We start from the raw sequence: 21,465 nt of genomic DNA, 5'->3' as shown, positions 1-21,465 counted from the left end.
GTCGTCGAAACTGACGCCGACCATGTCCTGGCCGAATTCAACGAAACCAACAACACGCGCGCTGCCACGGCCAGCGTGAATCCGGTGCCGGCCGACCTGCAGGTCAGTTCGGTCGTCACGCAAGCGAACGTCGATTCGGGTGAAGAGACCAGCGTCACCTGGACGGTCGTAAACACCGGCGCCGCCGTCTGGAACGGCACCCGCGGCTGGGTCGACAACATTTATATCAGCACCGACCCGACCTTCATCGCTTCGCGCGCCACGCAAATCGGTTCAAACGTGCATGCCAACGATGCGGGCCTGGGAGCAGGGCAGTCGTACACCACGACCGCCAAGGTCACGCTGCCGCCTGGCACCGACGGCAAGTACTACATCTATGTCATCACCGATGCGACCCATGGCGATTCGCTCAGCCCGTCGATCACCAGTGAGAAGTACCAGTACAAGGCGTCCAGCGAATACCTCACTGGCCCGGACAATGCCGGCGCGCGCGACCACGTCTATGCCTACTCTGTCTACGAGGGCGTCAACAACGCCAACAACCTGGGCAGCACTGCACTGAACGTGCATTACAAGGAGCCGGACCTGGCCGTGACCGGCATCACCGTGTCCGATCCGAACCCGAAATCCGGCCAGAGCGTGCAGGTCAGCTGGACTGTAACGAACCAGGGCACGCGCGCCACGCGCACCAACGTCTGGTTCGACGGCGTCTACCTGTCGCTCGACGATGCGCTCGACACCAACGACCTGGCCCTGATCGACAAGGGCGGCGACATCGAACGCCAGTTGCGCATCCAGACCAGCGGCAGCGGCGTCGGCGCCGACGGCAAGCCGCATTATCTGCAGCCGGGCGAGTCGTACACGATGACCGCCACCATCACCATCCCATCTTCGGTCAGCGGCAATTTCCGCCTGATCGTCAAGGCCGATACCGACGTGGCCCGCGATTCGCAGGGCATCGTCAGCAGCATCCGCGCGGACCTGCCGGGGGTGTCGGTGTTCGGTTCCAGCCTGGTGGGCGAATTCCAGAACGAGGGCAACAACGTTGCCAGCATCGCCTTGCCGGTGATCCTGGCCACGCCGCCGGACCTGGCGGTGACCCGCGTCGAAACGCCCGACAGCGCCGTCGCGGGCCAGCCGTTCACGGTGACCTACCACGTCGACAATCAGGGCGGCGCCACGCCGGCCGACCAGGGCAGCTGGAACGACCTGATTTACATTTCCAAGGACCGCAACCTCGATCTGAAGTCGGATACCTACCTCGGCTATGTCAGCCACAGCGGCGGCCTGAATGCCGCCAACGGCTATGACGCGACGCTGACGGTGCGCGCCCCGGCCACGCTGGACGGGCCGTATTACGTGTTCGTGGTGGCTGACCCGGCACGCGCGCTGGGTGCCACCAGCGACGCCAGGGTGTTCGAACTGAACAAGGCCAACAACGCCGCCGCGCGTTCGCAGCCGATCCTGATTGTCACGCCGCCGCCAGCCGAAATGCGCGTCACCTCCGTCACCGTGCCGGCCTCGGCCAGCGTGGGTGGCGCTGTGCAGATCAGCTACACGGTCACCAACCAGGCCACCAATCCGGCGCTGGGCAGCTGGACCGACGCGGTCTACCTGTCGTACGACACGCAATGGGGCGCCACCGACATTTTGCTCGGCAAGGTCGACCACAACGGCGGCCTGGCCGCCGGCCAGGGCTACAGCGGCACGCTGGCAGCAACCCTGCCGCCATTAAAAGACGGCGCCTGGCACATCATCGTGCGCCCGGATATTTTCAACCAGGTGTACGAAGGCCCGATCACCTACGACGCGAACGGCGTGCATTTGCCGGCGTCGAAGCAGGCCAACATGACCGCCATGGGCGGCACGCTGGCGGTCACGGTGCCGGGTCTGCAGGTGGCCAACACCCTCACCACCACGCTGGCCGCCGGCCAGATGCTGCTCTATAAAGTGAGCGTGGCCGCCGGCCAGACGCTGCGCGTGAGCCTCGATTCGCTGGCCGCCGACGGCGCCAACGAAATTTTCATCCGCTACGGCGACGTGCCGAGTGGCTACGACTACGACGCGGCGTACACGCTGGCCGTATCGCCCGACCAGCAGGCGCTCATCCCGAGCACGTTGGCCGGCGACTACTACGTGCTGGTGCGGGCCCGCGCGGTGACCGGCCCGGCCCCGGCGCCGGTGCAGGTTGCACTGCGCGCCGAACTGCTGCCGCTGTCGATTACCAGCGTTACCCCGGACTCGGGCGGGACCGGCGATGCCGATCACCGCTGGGTCACGGTCGATATTGCCGGCGCCCAGTTCAAGGCCGGCGCGTTGGTGAAACTGTCGCGCCCGGGTATCTTCGAGATCCAGCCGGAACGCTGGCAAGTGCTCGACGCGACCCACATCCGCGCCGTGTTCGACCTGCAGAACGTGCCGCTCGGGACCTATGACCTGCAAGTGATCAACCCGGACGGCAAGACCGTCACCGAACCATACCGCTACCTGGTCGAGCGCATGGTGCAGCCGGACGTCACCATCGGCATCGGCGGCACCCAGCAGGTTACGCCGGGCGACAGCGCCCTGTACAGCGTGACCCTGCAAAGCCTGACCAACGTCGACACGCCGTACGTGCGCTTCGACGTGGGCAGCTCGAATATGGGCAACAGTGCCGACGTGCTGGGTGGCCTCGGCCTGCCGTACGTCGTGTTTTCCAGCACCGTGGGCGGCACGCCCCAGGGCCAGACGCTGCCCAACAGCGCCAACACGCAGAACTACGGCGCCACCCCGACCGATGGCACGCCGCGCGCGGACATCCCGTGGGCCCAGCTCGACGGCCAGGTCAATACCAACGGCTACAACCTCACGCCAGGCTACGCCTTCGACGTGGCGGGCGGTGGCATGGTCGGCGCCAGCTTCCAGGTGCAGACCTACCCGGGCCTGAAGGAATGGCTGGCGCACGATTTCGACGGCCTGCGCGAGCGCTTGTATGAATTGCGGCCGGACTGGCGCGCCAGCGGCCTGCTCGACGGCGGCGCTGCCGACCTCGATAAAATCCAGGCAGGCCTGGCCAAGCGGTTCCTCTCCACTGACCCCGACGAACATGTCAGCGCGCAGGAGTGGCTGGCGATGCCGTTCCGCTTCAATGTATTCGGCACCGCCACGCCGATCACGCGCGCTGAATTCATCGCCGAGCAGCGCACCTATGCGCTGCGCCTGCGCGCCGCCATCCTCGCCGATCCAACCGCGCCGGTGCCGCTGCAGGTGCTGGCCGCCGACAGCGTGCAATGGACCAGCGGCTGGCTTGCCGCGCTGGAAGCGGCCGGTTTGTTGCGTCCGCTAGACGAAGCGCCACCAATCCGTCTCGATCCGCTGGTGCTCAGCTTGAACGCCACGCTGGCGGCCGGCATCCTGCTGGCCAAGGGCGGCGAAAATTACCAGACCCAGGCCAGCATCCTGGCGTTCTTCGACAAGGTGCAGCAGTGGTATGGCGACACGGCGCGCTTTGCCGGCGACGCCCAGGGCGCCACCGCGCCTGTCGACTACGTCGAAGGGCGCGAAGACAGCCATGGCAACAGCGTCGAGATTCCGGTGCCGCTGGCGCCGAACGGCGCCGACTACAACGCCGGCGCCGCTGGCGCGACCCACTTCATCAACTTCAACATCTTCTCTGGCGGCCAGGCCGAACTGGAATACCTGCGCCACATCGGCCTGCTGGACGCCGAGTTCAAGCCGGTCGGCCCGCAAGCGCTGAACCTGGCCCAGTACCTGCGCCAGAGCGCGGCGCAAGCGAGCGCCGCCGACGCTGCGGTGAGCGTGCGCGGCCCGCAAGCGCTGCCGGCGGCCGACGGCCTGGCCTATGTGCCGGCCGGTGTCGCATTGCCGTACACGGTGTCGTTCCAGAACCAGAGCGGCAACGCCGTGGGTGAAGTGCGCATCGTCACCCAGCTCGACCCGGACCTCGACGCGCGCACGCTGCGCCTGAACGACCTGAAAATCGGCGACATCAACATCCATATTCCGGCCGACCGCGCCGCCTTTGCAGGTGACTTTGATTTCACCGGCAGCAAGGGTTTTATCCTGCGCGTGACCGGCGGCATCGATGCCGCCACCGGCACCGCCACCTGGCTGCTGCAGGCAATCGATCCGGCCACCGGCGAAGTCCTGAACGATCCGACGCGTGGCTTGCTGGCGCCGTCCAGCCTCGACGCCAACGCCAACCGCGGTTTCGTCAGCTACGCCGTCAACGCCAGCGCCACGGCGCCATCGGGCGCCACCATCGGCGCATCTGCGCGTATCTTCATCGGCAGCGCGCCGCCGGTCGACAGCGCCACGGTCAACGTGACGCTGGACGCGAAATCGCCACAGACCGCGCTGACGGTGCGCACCCTGGCCGCCGCGCCTGGCACTGCGCCATCGTTCAACGTGACGTGGAAAGCCATTGACGACGCCAGCGGCGTGAAATCGGTCACGCTGTACGTTGCCAAAGATGGTGGCGACTTCATGATCTGGAAGCAGCAGGTCAGCGCCGCCGAAGGACAGGCTGTGTTCACCGGCGAGCCTGGGCACACCTACGAATTTCTGGCTGCCGCCACCGACGTGGCCGGCAACCGCGAGGCCGCCACCATCACCAACGCCGTGCTGCCGGACGACGGCGGCAGCCAGGCGGCGCTCGACGCGCTGGGTGGCAACCAGGTCCTGCAAACGTCGGCGCAACTGCCGGCCGCAACGCTGGACCGCACGTATCCGGCCAATCCGATCTTCGGCGTCGCCAGCGCAGGCTTGCCGGGCTTTGTCGCGCCGGCCCAGGGCGGCGATTTGCAAACCGTGCTGGCGCCGCTGACACTGCGCAGCTTCGCCGACGGCTACCAGGCGAGTCAGGGCGGCATCGGCGCCCAGGCGATGGTGCAACTGGCCGACGGCGCCATCCTGGCCAGCGCGGGCGCGCTGCGCAACCAGGTGTTTTATTATCCGAAGGACGGCGGCCACAATGTCACGCCGCTGTTCACGCTCGACGCCCCGGTGCTCGACATGGCCATCGACAGTCTCGGCCAGTTGTGGGTCCTGACCGGCAATGAACTGCTGCTGGTCGACGCCGGCAGCGGGCGCATCGTCGAACGCATGAGCGGCCCGGGCGGCGCACCGCTGACCCAGGCGCTGGCGATCGACCCGGCCACCGGCACCGTCTACGTTTCGTCGGGCAATGGCGTCGAGATGTTCGACCCCAAAGCCCAACATCCGTCCACCGCATGGAAGCATTTCTCGAACGTGGCGGTGAGCGACCTGGCCTTCGGCCCGGACGGCCGCCTGTGGGCGGTGCGCTGGACCGGCGGCACGATCACGTCGTCGCAGCCGAACGCCACGACCGACATCATCAGCTTCCCGCTGACCGGCGTCGAGAAGGGCCGCGCGCAGCTCGAATACCGCCTGGCCGCCAACATCGACAGCATTGCGTTTGGTGCGGCCGGCTCGCCGCTGGCGGGTCTCCTGCTGGCCTCGAGCGCACCAGGCCAGACGCCGTCCTCGGGCAGCAGTGCAACACCGCACACGGCCGGCCTGTGGATGGTCGAACTGGCCTCGCGCCGCGTGCTGAAAGTGGCCGACGGCGGGACCAATGCGCAGTCCATCCTGGCCACTGCCGATGGCCGCATCCTGGTTGGCCAGACCGGGCATATCGACGAAATTGCGCCGATGCGGGCGCCGACGGTGATTGGATCGAGCGTGCCGAATGGGGCGATGGTGCCGTTGCCGGTGACGAACATTGCGGTCAGTTTTGACCAGGCCATGTGGCTTGGCGAAGACAGCGACCCGACTGACCCGGCGTCGGCCCTCAATCCCCTGAATTACCGCCTTGTCGCGGTGGGCGGCAACAGTGATTTGTCGCTCACGCCGTTGTCCGTGCGCTGGAACGCGGCCACCCGCTTGGCCATCCTGACCTTGCCGGACCTGCCGCCGGGCCAATGGATGCTGGAAGTGCAGCCGGGGCTGGCCAGCGCTGGCGGCGTGGCACTGGGCCGGACCTATGTGTCGACTTTTACCACGCTGCTCGACTTCTCCAGCAGCATCAAACTGACCTTCACGAACACCCGCGCCAACCATGCTACTGGCGCGGTCAGCTACGACATCAGCATCACCAACACTGGCACCGACGACCTGTATGGTCCGCTGACACTGCTGCTCGACCCGGGCCAGTATTTCGGCAGTAACATTCTTGGCGCCAATGCACAGTCGGGCATGTGGACGATCGACGTGAGCAATGCTCTTGCCGCACTGGGCGGCAAGCTGGCGCCCGGTGCCACGCTGGCCAACCAGACCGTGACGGTGCTGCCGTCGGCGCGCGTGGTCGGTACCGATGCCGACAGCGGCCAGCTGGTCAAATTCAACCTGGCGCACAGCATCTATGCGGTGCCGTACCAGAACACGCGGCCGACGTTGACCATCGTCGGCGCCACCGAACCCCAGGACAACGTGGACCCGGCAGCACTGGCAGCGCTGCTGTTGCACAGCGGACTGGCCAGCCGCGCTGCGCTGGAAGAGCGGATCGCAAAAACTGATTTCAGCGACACCGCGTCCGATGCGGACGTTCTGAAAGCGCTGCAGCTGCCGGCCGCTCTGTCGGATGCCGAAGTGGATGTCCTGTATCAACTCATCGAGGCCGTGTTCGGCGGCGGCGACAATGGCACCGATACAATGCAGGTGCTGCCGGACGCCACGGCCGGCACGCCGTGGACCGCCACGCTGGCAGCTGACGACAAGGATGGCCGCACCTTCTTCTGGCAACTGGTACAAGGCCCGGCCGGCCTGACGCTCACACCCGGCAGCATGGTGGACCCGGTCTCCGGCGGCTACCGCAATACGGCAACGTTGACCTGGACGCCAACTGCGGGCGACCTGGCCAGCACCGAAATCGTGGTGCGGGTGCAGGACAGCCGCGGCGGCGTGGTCATGCAGCGCTACGCAATCGACGTGGCCGGCGCCAATAACGCGCCGGTCGTCAGCCTCGATGGTGACATCAAGCTGACTGAAGGCCAGGTTCTGGCCCTGCCGGTCGGTGTATTCGACGCCGACGGCAACGCCTTGACGGTCATCGTGCGCAACCTGCCGCCCGGCGCGAGCTTCAATGCTGCCACCGGCATGCTGAACTGGAAGCCGGGTTACGACCAGGCTGGCGACTACAAGGATGTGACGGTGGTGGTCAGCGACGGCAAGACCGTCACGACCCAGAGCTTCGACATCCACGTCGACCAGGGTTACGCCAAGCCGGCGATTGCCCCGATCGCGGCCCAGGCGCTGCGTGAAGGCGAGCGCTTCGCGTTTCACCTGGGCGCCAGCGTGCCGGGCGGCCTGGTGCAGGCCGACGGTACCCGTGTCACGCTCACCTACGACATCGCCATGCTGCCTGGCGGCGCCACGCTTAACCGCGACACCGGCTGGTTCGACTGGACGCCGGGCTACAACCAGCACGGCACGTTCACGCTGCCGGTGGTCGTGACGGCAACCTTCACGCCACCGAACGGCGGCGCGGCCGTCACGACCAAAGTCACCCAAAACCTGGTCCTGAATGTTCTCAACGCCAATGGCGCGCCGATATTCGCCGCCGCAGACAGCTGGCAGGTGCTCGAAGGCCAGGCGCTGCAGGTGAGCGTGTTCGCGTTCGATCCGGACAATCCGGACTTCGCACCCAAAATCCGTCTCAACCCGATCAACCCCACGGGCGCGCTGTCCGAAGGGCAGGGCACGTCCACCGTGCATTATCAGGTCGATGGCTTGCCGCCAGGCGCGCGCTTCGACGCCGACACACTGGAAATCCTGTGGACGCCCGGCTACGCCCAGGCCGGCACCTACCAGGTCACCGTGACGGCGACAGATAATGGCGATGGCGGCATGCCTGCCTTCAGCCAGGTCGTCATCCCGATCGTGGTCGAACAATCCTACCGTCCGCCGGTTTTGGCCAGCATCGCCAGTGCCATTGTCGGCAAGGGCGCGCAGCTGAGTATTCCAATCAGCGCCACCGACCCGGACGGCCAGCCGGTCACGTTGACCGTGGTCGGCCTGCCGCGCTTCGCAACGTTCACGCAGACCGGCAGCGGCGCCAATGCCAGCGCTGTCATCAACTTCGCCCCGGGTGCCGGCGACCGCGGCGACTACACGATTACCGTGGTGGCCCAGAACAATGGCGGCGGCGACCCGTCGAAGGCATTGGCCAGCGCGACCACGTTCGTTCTGACCGCCAGCAGCCTGACCGAACCACCGGTCGTGACTGTCCCGGCGCGCTCGGTTGCGCTGGTGGGGCAGGAATTGCGCATCCCGATCAAGGTGTCCGATCCGGACCAGGATGCGCTGGACTACAGCGCCCAGGGATTGCCGGACGGCGCGCACATTGTCGTCGACCCGCAGTACGGCAATGCCTATATCAGCTGGACGCCGACGGCGGCCCAGCTGGGCAGTTACGATATCAGCCTGCAGGTCAGCGACAGCGGCCTGCCGCCGGTCAATGCCGGCATCCCGCTGGGCGCCGATTTCGTGGCCCGGGCTAACGTGGTATTCAGCGACCTGCGCATCGTGGTGCGGGCCGCGAACAGTGCGCCAGAACTGTTGGCGATCAATGCCACTGGTGCCAGCGTCACGGCCAGCAATGGCGGGGCGGTCATGCAGGCTACTGAAGGTGTGCCGGTGGCACTCTCGGTCGTCGTGCAGGACGCCGACTTCGACGCGATGAACTGGACCGTTACCGGCTTGCCGGCCGGGATGGTGATGGAGCGCAGCGCCGGCGCGAACGGCCAGGCCAGCCTGATCTTGCGCTGGACTCCGGGCATGCTGGCGGCCCAGGGCGGCGCCTCGGGCGTGTACCAACTGGTTATCAGCGCCGGTGACGGCGCCGCCTCGGTCACGCGCACCATCGAATTGCGGGTGGCGAACGTCAACCAGGCGCCGCTGGTGCTGCCGATGCCGATCCAGATCGTGCATGAAGGCCAGACGCTCGGCTTCTCGGTGCGCAGTTCGGACCCGGACGGCGACCTCGTCGGCCTGTCCCTGCTGCATGACGCCACCACCCCGGGCGGCGTGCATTTCGACGCGGCCACAGGGTATTTCGAGTGGACGCCGGACGCCAATGCGGTCGACAACGCCGCCACCAAAGCCGGGCTGTACACCTTCCGCTTTACCGCCAGCGACGGCGTGGCAACCAGTATCACCTCGGTGCAGGTGCGCGTGCTCGACGTCAACCGGGCGCCGCAGATCGACGTCGCCAGCCATGCGCTCGTGGTCGGCCAGAGTGTCGTGCTGCCAGTCGTCAAAGGCAGCGGCGGCCCCGCAAATGCCATTCGCGTCAGCGACATCGACGGCGCGGCGCAGACGCAAGCGCTGCATGTATCGTTCGACAACCTGCCGCAGGGCGCCGTGTATGACGCCCAGGCGGGCACGCTCAGCTGGACCCCGGGACCGGGGCAACTGGGCGATGTGGTGGTCACCGCGCGCGTGACCGACGGCGCCGACACCGTCACCCGCACGTTCACCCTGCGCGTGGTCGCCGATGCGGCCATGAACGCCCCGGTGGTGCTGGTCGACCTGACGCCGGCCACGCCGGTGTTGCCGGGCCAGACCGTGCTTGCGACCGTGCGCGCCAGCAGCTTCAGCGCCATGGCCAGCATCACGGCCCAGGTGCGTGCGCCCGGCAGCGCCGGCTGGACCGATGCAGTACTGGACAGCGCCGGGCGCGTGCGCCTGACGCCGGCCACGGCCGGCATCATGGAAGTGCGCATCGTGGCCACCGACGTGGATGGCTTCCGCACCACTTCTGTCCAGCAGATTCGCGTGCGCGATCCGCTTGATACCGCCGCACCGCTGCTGACCTGGGGCGGCGCACTGCCGGCCGGCTTGAGTACTGCGCCATTGACGGTGTCGCGCACCATCAGTCTGCAGGCGAACCTCGCCGAGGCGCAGCTGATGGGATGGAAGCTGGAGCTCGCCAGCGGTTCCGGCAACAACTGGACCCGGATCGGCGGCGCGGACAGCAGCGCCACCAGTGCGAACGGCTTGTTCGATCTGGCCACGCTCGACCCGGCGCTGTTCGCGAACGGCGTCTACCAGCTGCGCCTGACGGCTTGGGACCTGTCCGGACGCACCAGCGAGATCGACACGCGCGTGGTGATCGACAGCGCCAATAAATCGCTCGACCTTGCCAGCGTCACCGACGCCAGCTTCACGCTGGGCGGCCATACGCTGGCGCTGACCCGCACCCTGGCAGCGGGTGTCGAAGGCGACATAGGCAACTGGTCCTTGCCACTGCTGGCCACGCACCTGACGAACGACCAGGTGACGTCCGACGGCAGCGACGGCCTGGCTGCCTGGCGTGACGGTGCGCGCCTCTGGCTGCAAATGCCGGGCAGTGTCAGCGCCGCCGGCGCCGCCACGCAATACTTGCAATTCACGCTGGGCGCCGTGTCCCAGGTGGCAGCCAACGGCCAGGGCATCGTCGACGGCGCGCCAGTGGTGGTGCATCCGCAATTCACGACATCGAATGGCTGGACCCTCGAGGCGACCACCATCGACGCCCAGAATGGGCTCGATGGCCAGGCGGTCAGCCTGCAGCGCCAGGGTACGCGCCTGTACGACGCGGTCACCGGCCTGCCTTGGCAACCGGCGGCTTACACGCTCACGGGTCCGGACGGCACCCGCTATCAGCTCGATGCGCAAGGCCGCATGATGGCGGTGGCGTTCACCGACGGCCAGCAGTGGCTGGTGAGCGACAGCGGTGTCGCGCTGGTCGGCGCCGATGCCAACGCGCGCGTCACCTTCTTGCGCGATGCGCTTGGTCGCATCGTGAACATCGCCGGACCTGTCACCGGCGCCGTCGATGGCGGTGCGTCGTACGCCTATCGTTACGATACCCAGGGTCGTTTGAGCCTGGTGCGCGCCCTGGGCGGCGCCGACACCGGCGCCCAATATGGCTACCATGCCGACGGCACGCCGATCACCGAGCCGGTCACGGCCAGCCTCGGCGCGGCGGTTAACTGGACCGCCGCAGCAAGTGCCGCCGGTATCGGCGCCAATACCTGGAACGGGGTACTTTCGGCCGGCACCCCGCTCAACCTGAGTTTCACCGTGCGCGCCACGGAACTGGCGTCCAGCATCAAGACGCCGGGCGCGGCCGGCACGGTGTTGATTGCCGTGACCACCACAGGCGCAACCGTCCAGTTGGGCACGGTCGGCGCCACCATTCTCGGCAGTGCGCATAGCGGCGCCAGCACCACCACCATCCTGCGGGTGACCGAGGAAGGCATGAAATTGCTGACGCTGCAGGGTGCCGGACAAGTCGACGTCCGCATCGCGCTGGCCGGCGACCTGAACCGGGACGGCAAGCTCGACGGCGCCGACAGCGCGCTGTTCGAGCAGATGCTGGCCGCTGGCGCCGTCGGTGGCGACATCGACGGCGACGGCCTGGTTAACGCGGCTGACCGCCAGCTCCTGTATGCCAACTATGGCGTGCGCACCAACCAGGCGCCGGCAGCGCCGGCGGCCGACCTGGCGCACCTGGTCAAGACGCATACCGACCTTGGCACCAGCGTGGGCCTCGATACGCTGGCGCCGGACCTGGAAGGCGACACCGTGTTCTGGAAGGTGCTCGGCGCCACCCACGGCACGGCGCGCCTGGCGGCCGATGGGCAGACATTGATCTTTACGCCGGAACCGGGGTTCTCCGGGCACGCGAGCATCACGGTGCAGGCCGACGATGGGTATGCGGTTGGGGCGCCGATCGAGGTGGGGGTGGATGTCAGTGGGGCTGCGCTGGTCATGCTGCATGTCGACCGTATCGCTGCGATCGCGCTGGGCGGATCCGTTCAGGTGAAGGTGACTGCCGATTTCGCGGATGAGAAAGGCGTTGCAGTCGATGCGTCGTTCGCCCATCTGAGCAGCTCTAACGCAGGCGTGCTTGCGTTACAGGATAACGGAATGGTGCGGGCCATTCAGGCCGGCGTCACTGTGCTCAGCGCGCGCGCGCGCGGCATCGAAGGCATTACGACAATCAGCGTCGATTCGGAAGTGAATCTGTTAATGAAGGCGCAAACGTTCGACGTCGACGTGTATCCGCGCGCAATCGACCTGCCTGCGGGAACCGGTCAGCGCCAGCTGAAAGTCACGCTGCCCGACCATACCAATATCTCGTCGGCCGCCAGTGGTACGCGCTACTACATCAGCAATCCCGATGTGGCAGAAATTTCGCCTGATGGCTTGATCCTCGCAAAAGGCGCGGGCCTGGCGCTGATCTCGGTCGTCAATGGCGGCATGCAGCACGACATTGTGCTGCGGGTGGAGCAGCCGGCTGTCGGCAGCGCACTCGTGGTGGCAGCCGACGGCGCGTCGGTTGCGGATGCCCAGGGCAACCTGATCATGGTCGCCCCCGGCGCCTTGCAGAACGATGCCACGGTATCGGTCAATGCGCACAGCTTGACCGATTTGGGGCTTGCCTTGCCGGTGCCGGACTTGATGCAGGCGATTGGTGCGGTGGATATTCATATCGGCGACCAGACATCGGCGCTGCCGCTGCAACTCGCGGTCAACGTCACTGCCGCGGATGGTTCCGGCCCGCTTGCAGCAGGCACCGAAGTGTTTTTCTGGCAGAAGGGTACGATCAACGACGCAGCAGGCGTCAGCCACGACACATGGTGGCTGGTCGACAATGGTGTCGTGGGCAGCGATGGCATGGCGCGGACGTCGAGCCCGCCGTTCGGCGGCATTACGGGCTCCGGCACCATGCTGGTCACGTCCAGCCGCGTTGACATCAACGAAAATACGGGTGAAACCAAGGTAAGCGGCAGCTTGCTCAATTGGGACGCGATCTGGTCGCCCCAAACCAATATCGCGATGGCGCCCACGGCGTTCATGGCGACGGCAGCCCTGGGTATTTTTGCCGCCATGTCGGTCGTGTCGCTGATCAGTTACACGACCAGCGGCTCCTATCAGAAACAAGTACCGGGAACGGACTTTGACGCGAACAAAATTGCGTTGTCGTTCGATGCTTCGCCGCCCGACCCTTCGGATCCGTATGCACCGGATATTACAGGCCTTGCGTTTGATCCGAGTTTGCGAAAACTGACGCTGACGGGGACCAATTTCATTCCGCCCGACCAGGCCAAAGGGAATTTCAAACTGCGTATCGGACTCGTCCCGCGTGGCGACCAGCTTCCGGCACAGACGGCCTCCGGCACGGCGCCAGACCGCGGCCTGATATGGCAGACGTTTGCCGCCACCATCGGCGCCGACGGTTCAATTTCAATTAATGTTCCGCCGGGTATTTCCCTGTCACAGCACGACATCTATATCGAGCGTGCTGCCAAAGTGTCCGGACCAAATGGAGCGAGCGTCCCTGACAAGTGGTCTACCAGCAGCTACATCGAGAGCTGGCTGGACGGTGGCTTCGAGGATGTGCTTGTTACAAATAAAGACACCATTCACGTGTTCAAGTCGAGCACGCCCGACGCGGCCAGCCTGGGCAATACAGCCATCGATCTGGTGACGGAAGTAAAAGTCGACGATGCTGGCGCACCGCTGGATTTCTCGGGTTACTACACCAACCAGATCGCATTCACGCCGGACGGTACCCTGGCATTCGTCGCTGCGCGCAATGGCAAGATTTATGTCATGGACACGGAAACGAAGGCAATCGTCTACACGGTCAACGTGCAGAACTCGACCACGCAAATCTCGAGCCTGCTCGCCAACGGCGGCTGGCTGTATGTCACCGAGGGCAATCAGTACGGCACCGCTTCCAATGGCCGCCTGCTGCGCATTAACATCGACCAGATGTCGTCCGGCTTCCTGAAAACGCAGCAAGTTCTGGCACTGCCGGCCATGGCGAGTCCGGGAGGATTCATGGCATCCGCGGTCAATTCCGGACGGTATCTGGCAGTGACGGCGATGGCGGATCGTATCGCCATCAACAATGCCCCGGCCACGACTCCCGGCAACGTGTACGTGATCGACCTCGGTCTGGTCGACGTGAATGGCAAGATTGGCACCAGTGCCATTAAAACAGTGGCACTGTCGGACTACCCGCAATCGAACCAGGGCAAAGGGCCGATGTTCATCACCACCGGTGCCAAGCCCGGCGAATTCTTGCTGACCAACGCGAAGGATTATGACCGGGGTGTGGCTGGCATACGTTTCGATATCGGTGAAAAAGGAACGTTGGGCGACCTGTTGCCAATCGCCTCGACATTGTTGACACCGCAGGCGTCTGACAGTGCATGGCTGGAAAAAAAGTTCCAGGAGAATATCCAGCGCGCGAACGGCATCGTCATGGCGGTCTACGGTGGGGAAGAGTACGCGCTGGTGTCCGATCTGAACTATATCTTCAACGACACCCATTACACGGACTATGAAGGCTGGGGTGCCGGTCACCAGATCGGCGGAAAAATCGGGGTGATCAAGGATCCTCTTGGTAAAAATGGCGGACCTTACTTCCTCGGTGCGACGACGCCGATCCAGGATGGTTCGATTGACCAGATCTCGCTGACAGCGGACGGCAAGTTGTACGCCAGCGTGCTGGTCGAGGATTACTCGAACAATATGGACCGGATCTACAAGGCCCTGTTCATATGGGATGCGCCGCTTTTGATCCAGGCTGCCATCGATGCCAAGGGGCGACCGTTGTCGACGCCGATCGACCGGACGTCGCCTGGCGGTCCGCAGATCCCGGGCGTCACGCCATCGCGCTACAACGGTTCCAACGACGACCAGCAGTTCGGCTGGATTTACGGCATGGCGACGGCGCCGGTATGGGATACCGAAACCGAGGGTAATTTGCCGGCGAAATTCACCGCCGTTCCTGCGAATGTGGCCGCCGCGTTGCAAACGTCCGGGTCGATGTGGTCGCAATTGTCCGACCGTGTAAGCGCGGCAGTCAAGGAAGCGTCTTCGTCCGCCGAGGAAATTTATGAAGACGTGACGACGGTAGCGTCGAAAGAAGCGCTGCGGCTGATGTCGGGCTTCTGGTTCCTGTCGAATGCGGTTGCGGGTGGCCTGCTGTCGCGGTTGGAGATGCCAAACGACAGTCAGCTCGACAACATGGCCGAAGCGGCCAAGGTATTCAACGCAATGGAACCTGACGACGAAACACCGGCAGGGGACTGGGCCGGAACGGCCGAAGGCATTGGATCAAGCTTCATACAGTTACCCCTTCAGCTGGCAGATGTCTTGCTCCAAGGCGTGTATACCCTGAACCGCCTGATCATGAATGAACCCATGCCGGACATGCCGGGGCTCAGCGAGATTGGCCGGCAATTCGCCGAGGAAGAAATCACAGCCGATGAGTTCTGGCGTGCCATTATTGGGGATCTGCTGTACAGAAATAAGTTCAGCGGCGCCGCGATTGATATCTATGACGCGTTCAATAAAGCACTGGACGGCGAATTTGCCGGGATGGCCCTGGCGTTGACAGACGCCGCGGCGGCATTTGTCGGCGCGAAAAAGTCAAAATTCGATGCGAAGCCGAACGTTGCCGCAGCAGCTGGAAACGCAAGGGCGGCGCGAGCCAGGATCAAACTTCCGCGAACAGTGACAAGGATGGCGCAAACTGTTGAGGCGCTGAGCGTAAGAGTCCAGAAGCTGGCGAAAAACACGAATATACAAAGCCTTGAAGTCCTGATGCAAGTTGGATTTACGATCGTGCCTGGAATTCAGGCTTCAGTCGCAGGTGGCAAGCTCGACTTGAGATCGATCCCGCTCTCGCCTGTAACGTTTTTGCAGACGCCAGTCATTCACGTTCCCAAATCGAGTCGAAAGAACGACGGAATGCTGGCTGAAAAGCTGGTTCTTCTGTTCATGAACCAGGCAACGGGTGCAGATTTCAAGCCACTCGTCAACGTGTCAGATAATGGATTCGACGGGTATTGGATCGACGATGATAACAAAATCATCTGGGCACTTGAAATCAAGAGCACCATCAAGCCTACGCCCGGGCAGGCCAAAAAGCCGACGTTCGGTCAGGTCGGGCGTTGGATCAAGCAGGCTGCAGCTAATCATATCAGTAACAAAAGCTTGCAGGATCCGGCGCAGAGGCAAGCAGCGATCAGAATGCGTACATTAATTGACAGAGATGGGTACACGATTCAGGGGATTGGCGTCAAGATTTCGATACCGGAAGCTAAGCCAACCAAATCCAATTCTGGCAAAGCGACGGCCACGATATTCCGCATGGCCACAGGAATACCTCTTCCACAGTCTGTGACAAAACATGGGAACGCAGCGGATATTGTTCCACTCGCCCTGAATGACGTGCAATCCGTCGTTGAAAGCGCCCGCCGCTACTGGATTGCCGCGGGCGTGCCAAGCGGTTCGCTCGATGAAGTGCATCTGCGAATCGGCGCGCTTGCGCCAACGCTGGCTGCCGTTACGCTAGGAAACCAGATCACGCTGTCCGAGGACGGGGCTGGCTGGGGCTGGTATGTGGGAAATTCGCCTGCGGACAATGATGAATTTGAACAAAGATCCGGCGCATCCGATCTTGCAGCGAAGCCGAACAGCGCTGCCAAGTCGCGCCTGGATCTCCTGACCGTGCTGATTCATGAGTTTGGCCATGTCCTTGGCCTTGACAGTATCGATGGTGGTGAGACAGTGATGTCGCGTTATCTCGACCCTGGTGTGCGGCGTTTGCCCTCTGCGCAAGACCTCGCCACCCTTGGGTTGACGCTGTCAAACCTCTACGACCTGGGCAACGCCAGCGTGATCGGCGGCGGGTCAGCCAGCATCATTTCGGGAACGGGAGAGCCGCAATGGGCATCGGTCATCCACGATACACTCCTGGAAGGCTTCGACAATTGGACGAGTGCAGCGGTTGTGCGGGGAGGCAATGGCGAACTCGTACTGGCTGAGAGCGCCGTTAGCAATGCGCACCTCGAACAGTCCTTCGTCATCGGAGCGCAGGATCGCTATCTGGCATTTACTGTCAATAACCAAATGGCGGATGACAGTTCGGGACCGCGCGATGCCTTCGAGGTGGCGCTTTTGTCCAGGCAAAATGGCGCGTCGTTGGTCGATACCGATGGATTGGCGCTCTCCGATGCCGTCCTCAATATTCAGGCAAGCGGCCAGGCTGCCATGTCATCGGCAATTCGAAAGGTGCTCAACACCGACGGGAGCACGACCTACTATCTGGACCTGCAAGACGGCGCCTTTGCCGGGCAAACAGCGAGTCTCTCGTTCGACCTGATCGGCTTCGGCGCCACGAACAGCAGCGTATCGATCCGCGATATCCACCTGGTCAAACAGGCGATCGCAACTGACGACACGATCATGATCGATGAGGATACTGCGGTCACTGTCCCGGTACTCGCCAACGATCTTCCGGGCGGTCCCGTTGCGCCCGTGGTCGAGATCGTCGCCGGCCCTTTGCATGGTGTCGTGACACTCGACGCTGCAGGGCAACCGCGCTACGTTCCTGAGGAGAACTACCACGGCGAAGACCGCTTCACGTATCGTTTCACCAGCAGCGACGGCCAGTCCAACGTTGCCACCGTCCGCATCACGGTGCGTCCGGTTAACGACGTGCCCTTTGCCGAACAAGGCCTGATCGACGCAACGGTCACCGCCGGTGCGCCATGGTCCTTCAATCCGCTGGCCGGTGTCACCGATGCCGACGGCGATGCGCTCACCGCTCGGGTGCTGATCCAGCCCGGGCATGGCAGCATCCTCGAAAATGCAGACGGCACCTGGACCTATGTGGCCGACGCGGCCTATGCCGGCATCGATGCATTCACGTATGTCGCCGACGACGGCACCGGCACGTCCACACCCGTCACAGTGCGATTCACGGTCCTGTTATCGAACACGGCCCCGACCGCGCACAATGCCAGCATGACGATGCTCGAAGACGGCAGCATCATGCTCGACTTCGCTGCCTTCGGCACCGACGCCGATGGCGACGCCCTGAGTGTGCGCGTGACCGGCATGCCGGCGCACGGCACGCTCACGCGCCAGGATGACGGCCGGTGGCTCTACCGTCCGGAGGCTAACTACTTCGGCGAGGAAGGCATACGCTTTGTCCTCAACGATGGCGAGCTGGATTCGGCCGAAGCGCTGCTGCATATCGACGTGCAACCGGTCAACGATGCCCCTGTACTCACGGGACGCGACCTGACGCTGGACGAAGACGACGCGGTCAGTTTCGACCCGTTGACGGGCGCATCCGACATCGACGGCGACACGCTGAGCGCATACGTGGTCACGGGGCCGCAACACGGCAGCGTGAGCATTGCCGCCGACGGCACCTTCATCTACCGTCCGGCACAGAACTACGCGGGCGCCGACAGCTTCACTTACCGTATCAGCGATGGACAGGCCGATTCGAACGTCGTCACGGTGAACCTGGTAGTCACGCCAGTGAACGATGCGCCTGTCGCACAGGATGGCACGGTGACGCTCGACGAAGACGGTACGATCGTCGTCGACCTGCGTACGCTGGGCTACGACGTGGACAGCATCACGCTGGACGCCGAAGTATTTGCCGCACCGCTGCACGGTACCCTTGTGCGGCAAGCGGACGGCCGCTATCGCTACACCCCGGCGGCGAACTTCAACGGTGACGACACAGTGCAATTCAGGTTGCGTGACGGCGCGCTGTTCTCCAACAGCGCAACATTGCGCATTACCGTGCTGCCGGTGAACGATGCGCCGGTTGCAATCGACCTGTCGGCCAGCATGGTGCAAGGCGCGGCCGTATCGCTCCAGCCGCTCGCTTCCGCGTTCGACATCGACGGTGACAAGCTGGCAGTGCGCGTGGTCAGCGGTCCTGTCCACGGCACGCTGACTGTCAACGCAGACGGCAGCGTCAGCTACCGTCCGGCAGCGAACTACGCCGGCCAGGACAGCTACACCTACGTTATCAATGACGGCAAGCTCGATTCGAACGTGGCGACGGTACGCTTGACCGTCACACCGCTCAATGGTGCACCAACGGCGCAGGTATCGGTCGCAACCGGTGTCGAGGATACGGCACTGGTCATGCGCTGGAGCGATTTCGCGGTGCAGGACGCCGACGGCGACGCCTTGACCATCACGGTGATCGAACTGCCTGCGCAGGGCAATTTGCAGGTCCTGCGCAGCGGCGCCTGGACCGCTGCGACCGTCGGCATGGGCTTCACCAAGGCGGACCTGGATGCCGGCAAGCTGCGTTTCGTCCCGCTGGCAAACGCCTCGGGTGGGTCAGGCTACGCCGCAGCCGGCTATGGTAACCAGCGTGCACATTACGCGCGTCTTGGCTACAGCGTCTCCGACGGCCATGCTGCACCGGTCCTGTCGCATGTCGACATCGACATTGCGGCGGTTGCCGATGCGGCGCAACTGCAACTGCTGGGCGACACGGTTCAGCGCGAGGTGTTCAACACGGGTTGGGAGTCGGCACGCAACGTCGACAACCAGTCGACCCTGGTCAACCAGGGCGTGTTCGACGGCTGGTCGCTGATCACCGGCACCGATGCCCGTGGCACGGGCATCACTGGGGGCAGGGACGGGTTTGAGATCTGGACCAGCGGCGACCAGATGGCGGATGCCAACGATCGCACCCGTACCGTAAGCGCAGCGACCGCCGGTGGCAGCAACTGGCTCGAGATCAACGATGCCGGCGGCAGCCAGTACCAGACCCTCGGTATCGCCCGCCAGGTCGCCACCGAGAAGGGCGCCAGTTACAGCCTGAGTTTCGACCTGGCCGGACGCCTGGGCTTCGGCAGTAATACGACGCGGATTGCGGTCTACCTCGATAACGTGCTGATCGCCAGTTTCGACAACACCAGCGGCAACACGGCACTGAACTGGCAACATGCCGTCGCCAACTTCGTCGGCACGGGCGGCAACCAGGTGATCCGTATCGTGACAGCAGCCACCGCCCGTGATGCGGACGGGCGCGGCATGATGCTCGATAACATTTCACTCAACGAAACCGTGAAGTTGAACCATGGCGTGCAGGGCGGCGCTGTGCTGCTGCAGGGTATCCAAGCCAGCCTGGCTGACACCGACGGTTCCGAAAAGCTGGCGTTGTCGCTGGCAGGTCTGCCAGTCGGCACCAAGCTGACCGACGGTACGCACAACTTTACGGTGACGGCCCAGGCGCCGCTGGCCGACATTACCGGCTGGAACACCTACGCGCTGGCAATCACGCCACCCGCCAGTTTCAACGGCAAGCTCACCTTGCAACTGAACGCGACGACGACCGAAACGGCGACGGGCAGCAAGGCAGTCGTCAGCCGGACTCTCCTGGTCGATATCGAAGGCGTGGCGCAGGTGCCGGTGCTGACCGTAACGCCAGGCGGCGCCAGCATCAGCCGTGTCATCGTCGACACGAGTTGGGAAAATGTGCTCGATCTCACGACCGGCGCCACCGTACTGAACGTCGATCAGTTCAGCGGCTGGGACGGCGCCGAGGTGCGCAACACCAAGGATGAAGCGTTCATCGTCTGGAGCAACGGCGACCGCATGCAGAATGCCGCCGGCCGCAACATCACCGTCAATGCAGCACAGGGCGCGGGCGAGCAGTGGCTGGCGCTGACGAATGGCGTCAACAGCGGCGTGAGCAGTTACTACGATGCCCCTGGCATCGAGCGCGACATCGAGACCATTGACGGGGCGACGTATTCGTTCACGCTCGATTATGCAGCAGCGCTCGGATTGACTGCTGCCAACGCACGCATCGGTGTGTATCTCGATGGTATCCAGATCGGCAGCTATGCAAGCGCGGGTGGCACCAACGGCCTGAACTGGGAAGCATTGAGCTTCAGCTTCAAAGGTAACGGCAATCCACGCAGCTTGCGGATCCAGCTTGAAGGCACCAGCGACACAGGAACGGCGAAGGGCGCGATGATCGATGCGCTGAGAGTCGTCGAAACCTTGCCGGCCAGTGCCAATGTCGCGTATGGTTTCATGAATGCCGCAATCGGATTACCGGTGCTTGCTGCGAGTTTGGCAACAAATGATACAGGGGGAATGCTAAAAACGGAGTTGCTGGGCTTGCCGGTTGGCGCTGTGATTTCGGATGGCTTGAAACGTGTTGTCATCGGTGTCAATTCGCAAAGCGTCGACATCAGCAGCTGGAACCTCGCAAAGCTCACATTGACGCCGCCGCGAAATTTTACGGGAAGCATTGCTCTGCAGGTACGTGCGAGCAGTTTTCATCAAGAAAATGGAAGCAGTGCGACGATCACGCGCGAATTGGCTTTGGTGGTGCTCAGTGGTGCCAGTTGCGAAACACCAGCGGGCGTCAGCCCGTATGTGAACTATCTGGCCGATACTGCCATTTTCGCAAGCAGCCAGGTAGACTTCATCACTGCCAGCGTCACTGCGCCGATTATCGGGAATGGCATCGCTATCTCTGCGATCGGCGGAGATTCGCTGCCTGTTGCCAGCGCAAATGAATCGCTCGAAGACTGGATGCGGCGCCTGACTGGGTCCGTTGGAAATGCGCTGATAGATGAGTTGAAGCGCGTATTTGGATGA

1 protein-coding gene (only partly in view) is annotated in these 21,465 nt (G+C 63.9%); it reads left to right on the top strand.

Translation table 11 applies throughout. From position 1 onward, the window contains the following. Positions 1 to 21,465 carry the 3' portion of a tandem-95 repeat protein gene (locus V6M87_RS25685; protein ID WP_332879524.1) on the top strand. 15,324 nt of this gene lie to the left of the window's left edge, so the window shows 21,465 of its 36,789 coding nt (coding positions 15,325-36,789); its start codon lies beyond the left edge, outside the window; its stop codon occupies positions 21,463 to 21,465.

It is taken from the genome of Massilia sp. S19_KUP03_FR1 (genome assembly GCF_036688685.1).
Lineage (GTDB): Bacteria > Pseudomonadota > Gammaproteobacteria > Burkholderiales > Burkholderiaceae_D > JALYUM01.
Note: the sequence above shows the minus strand (reverse complement) of the source record. Positions and strands in the feature narration are given on the sequence as shown.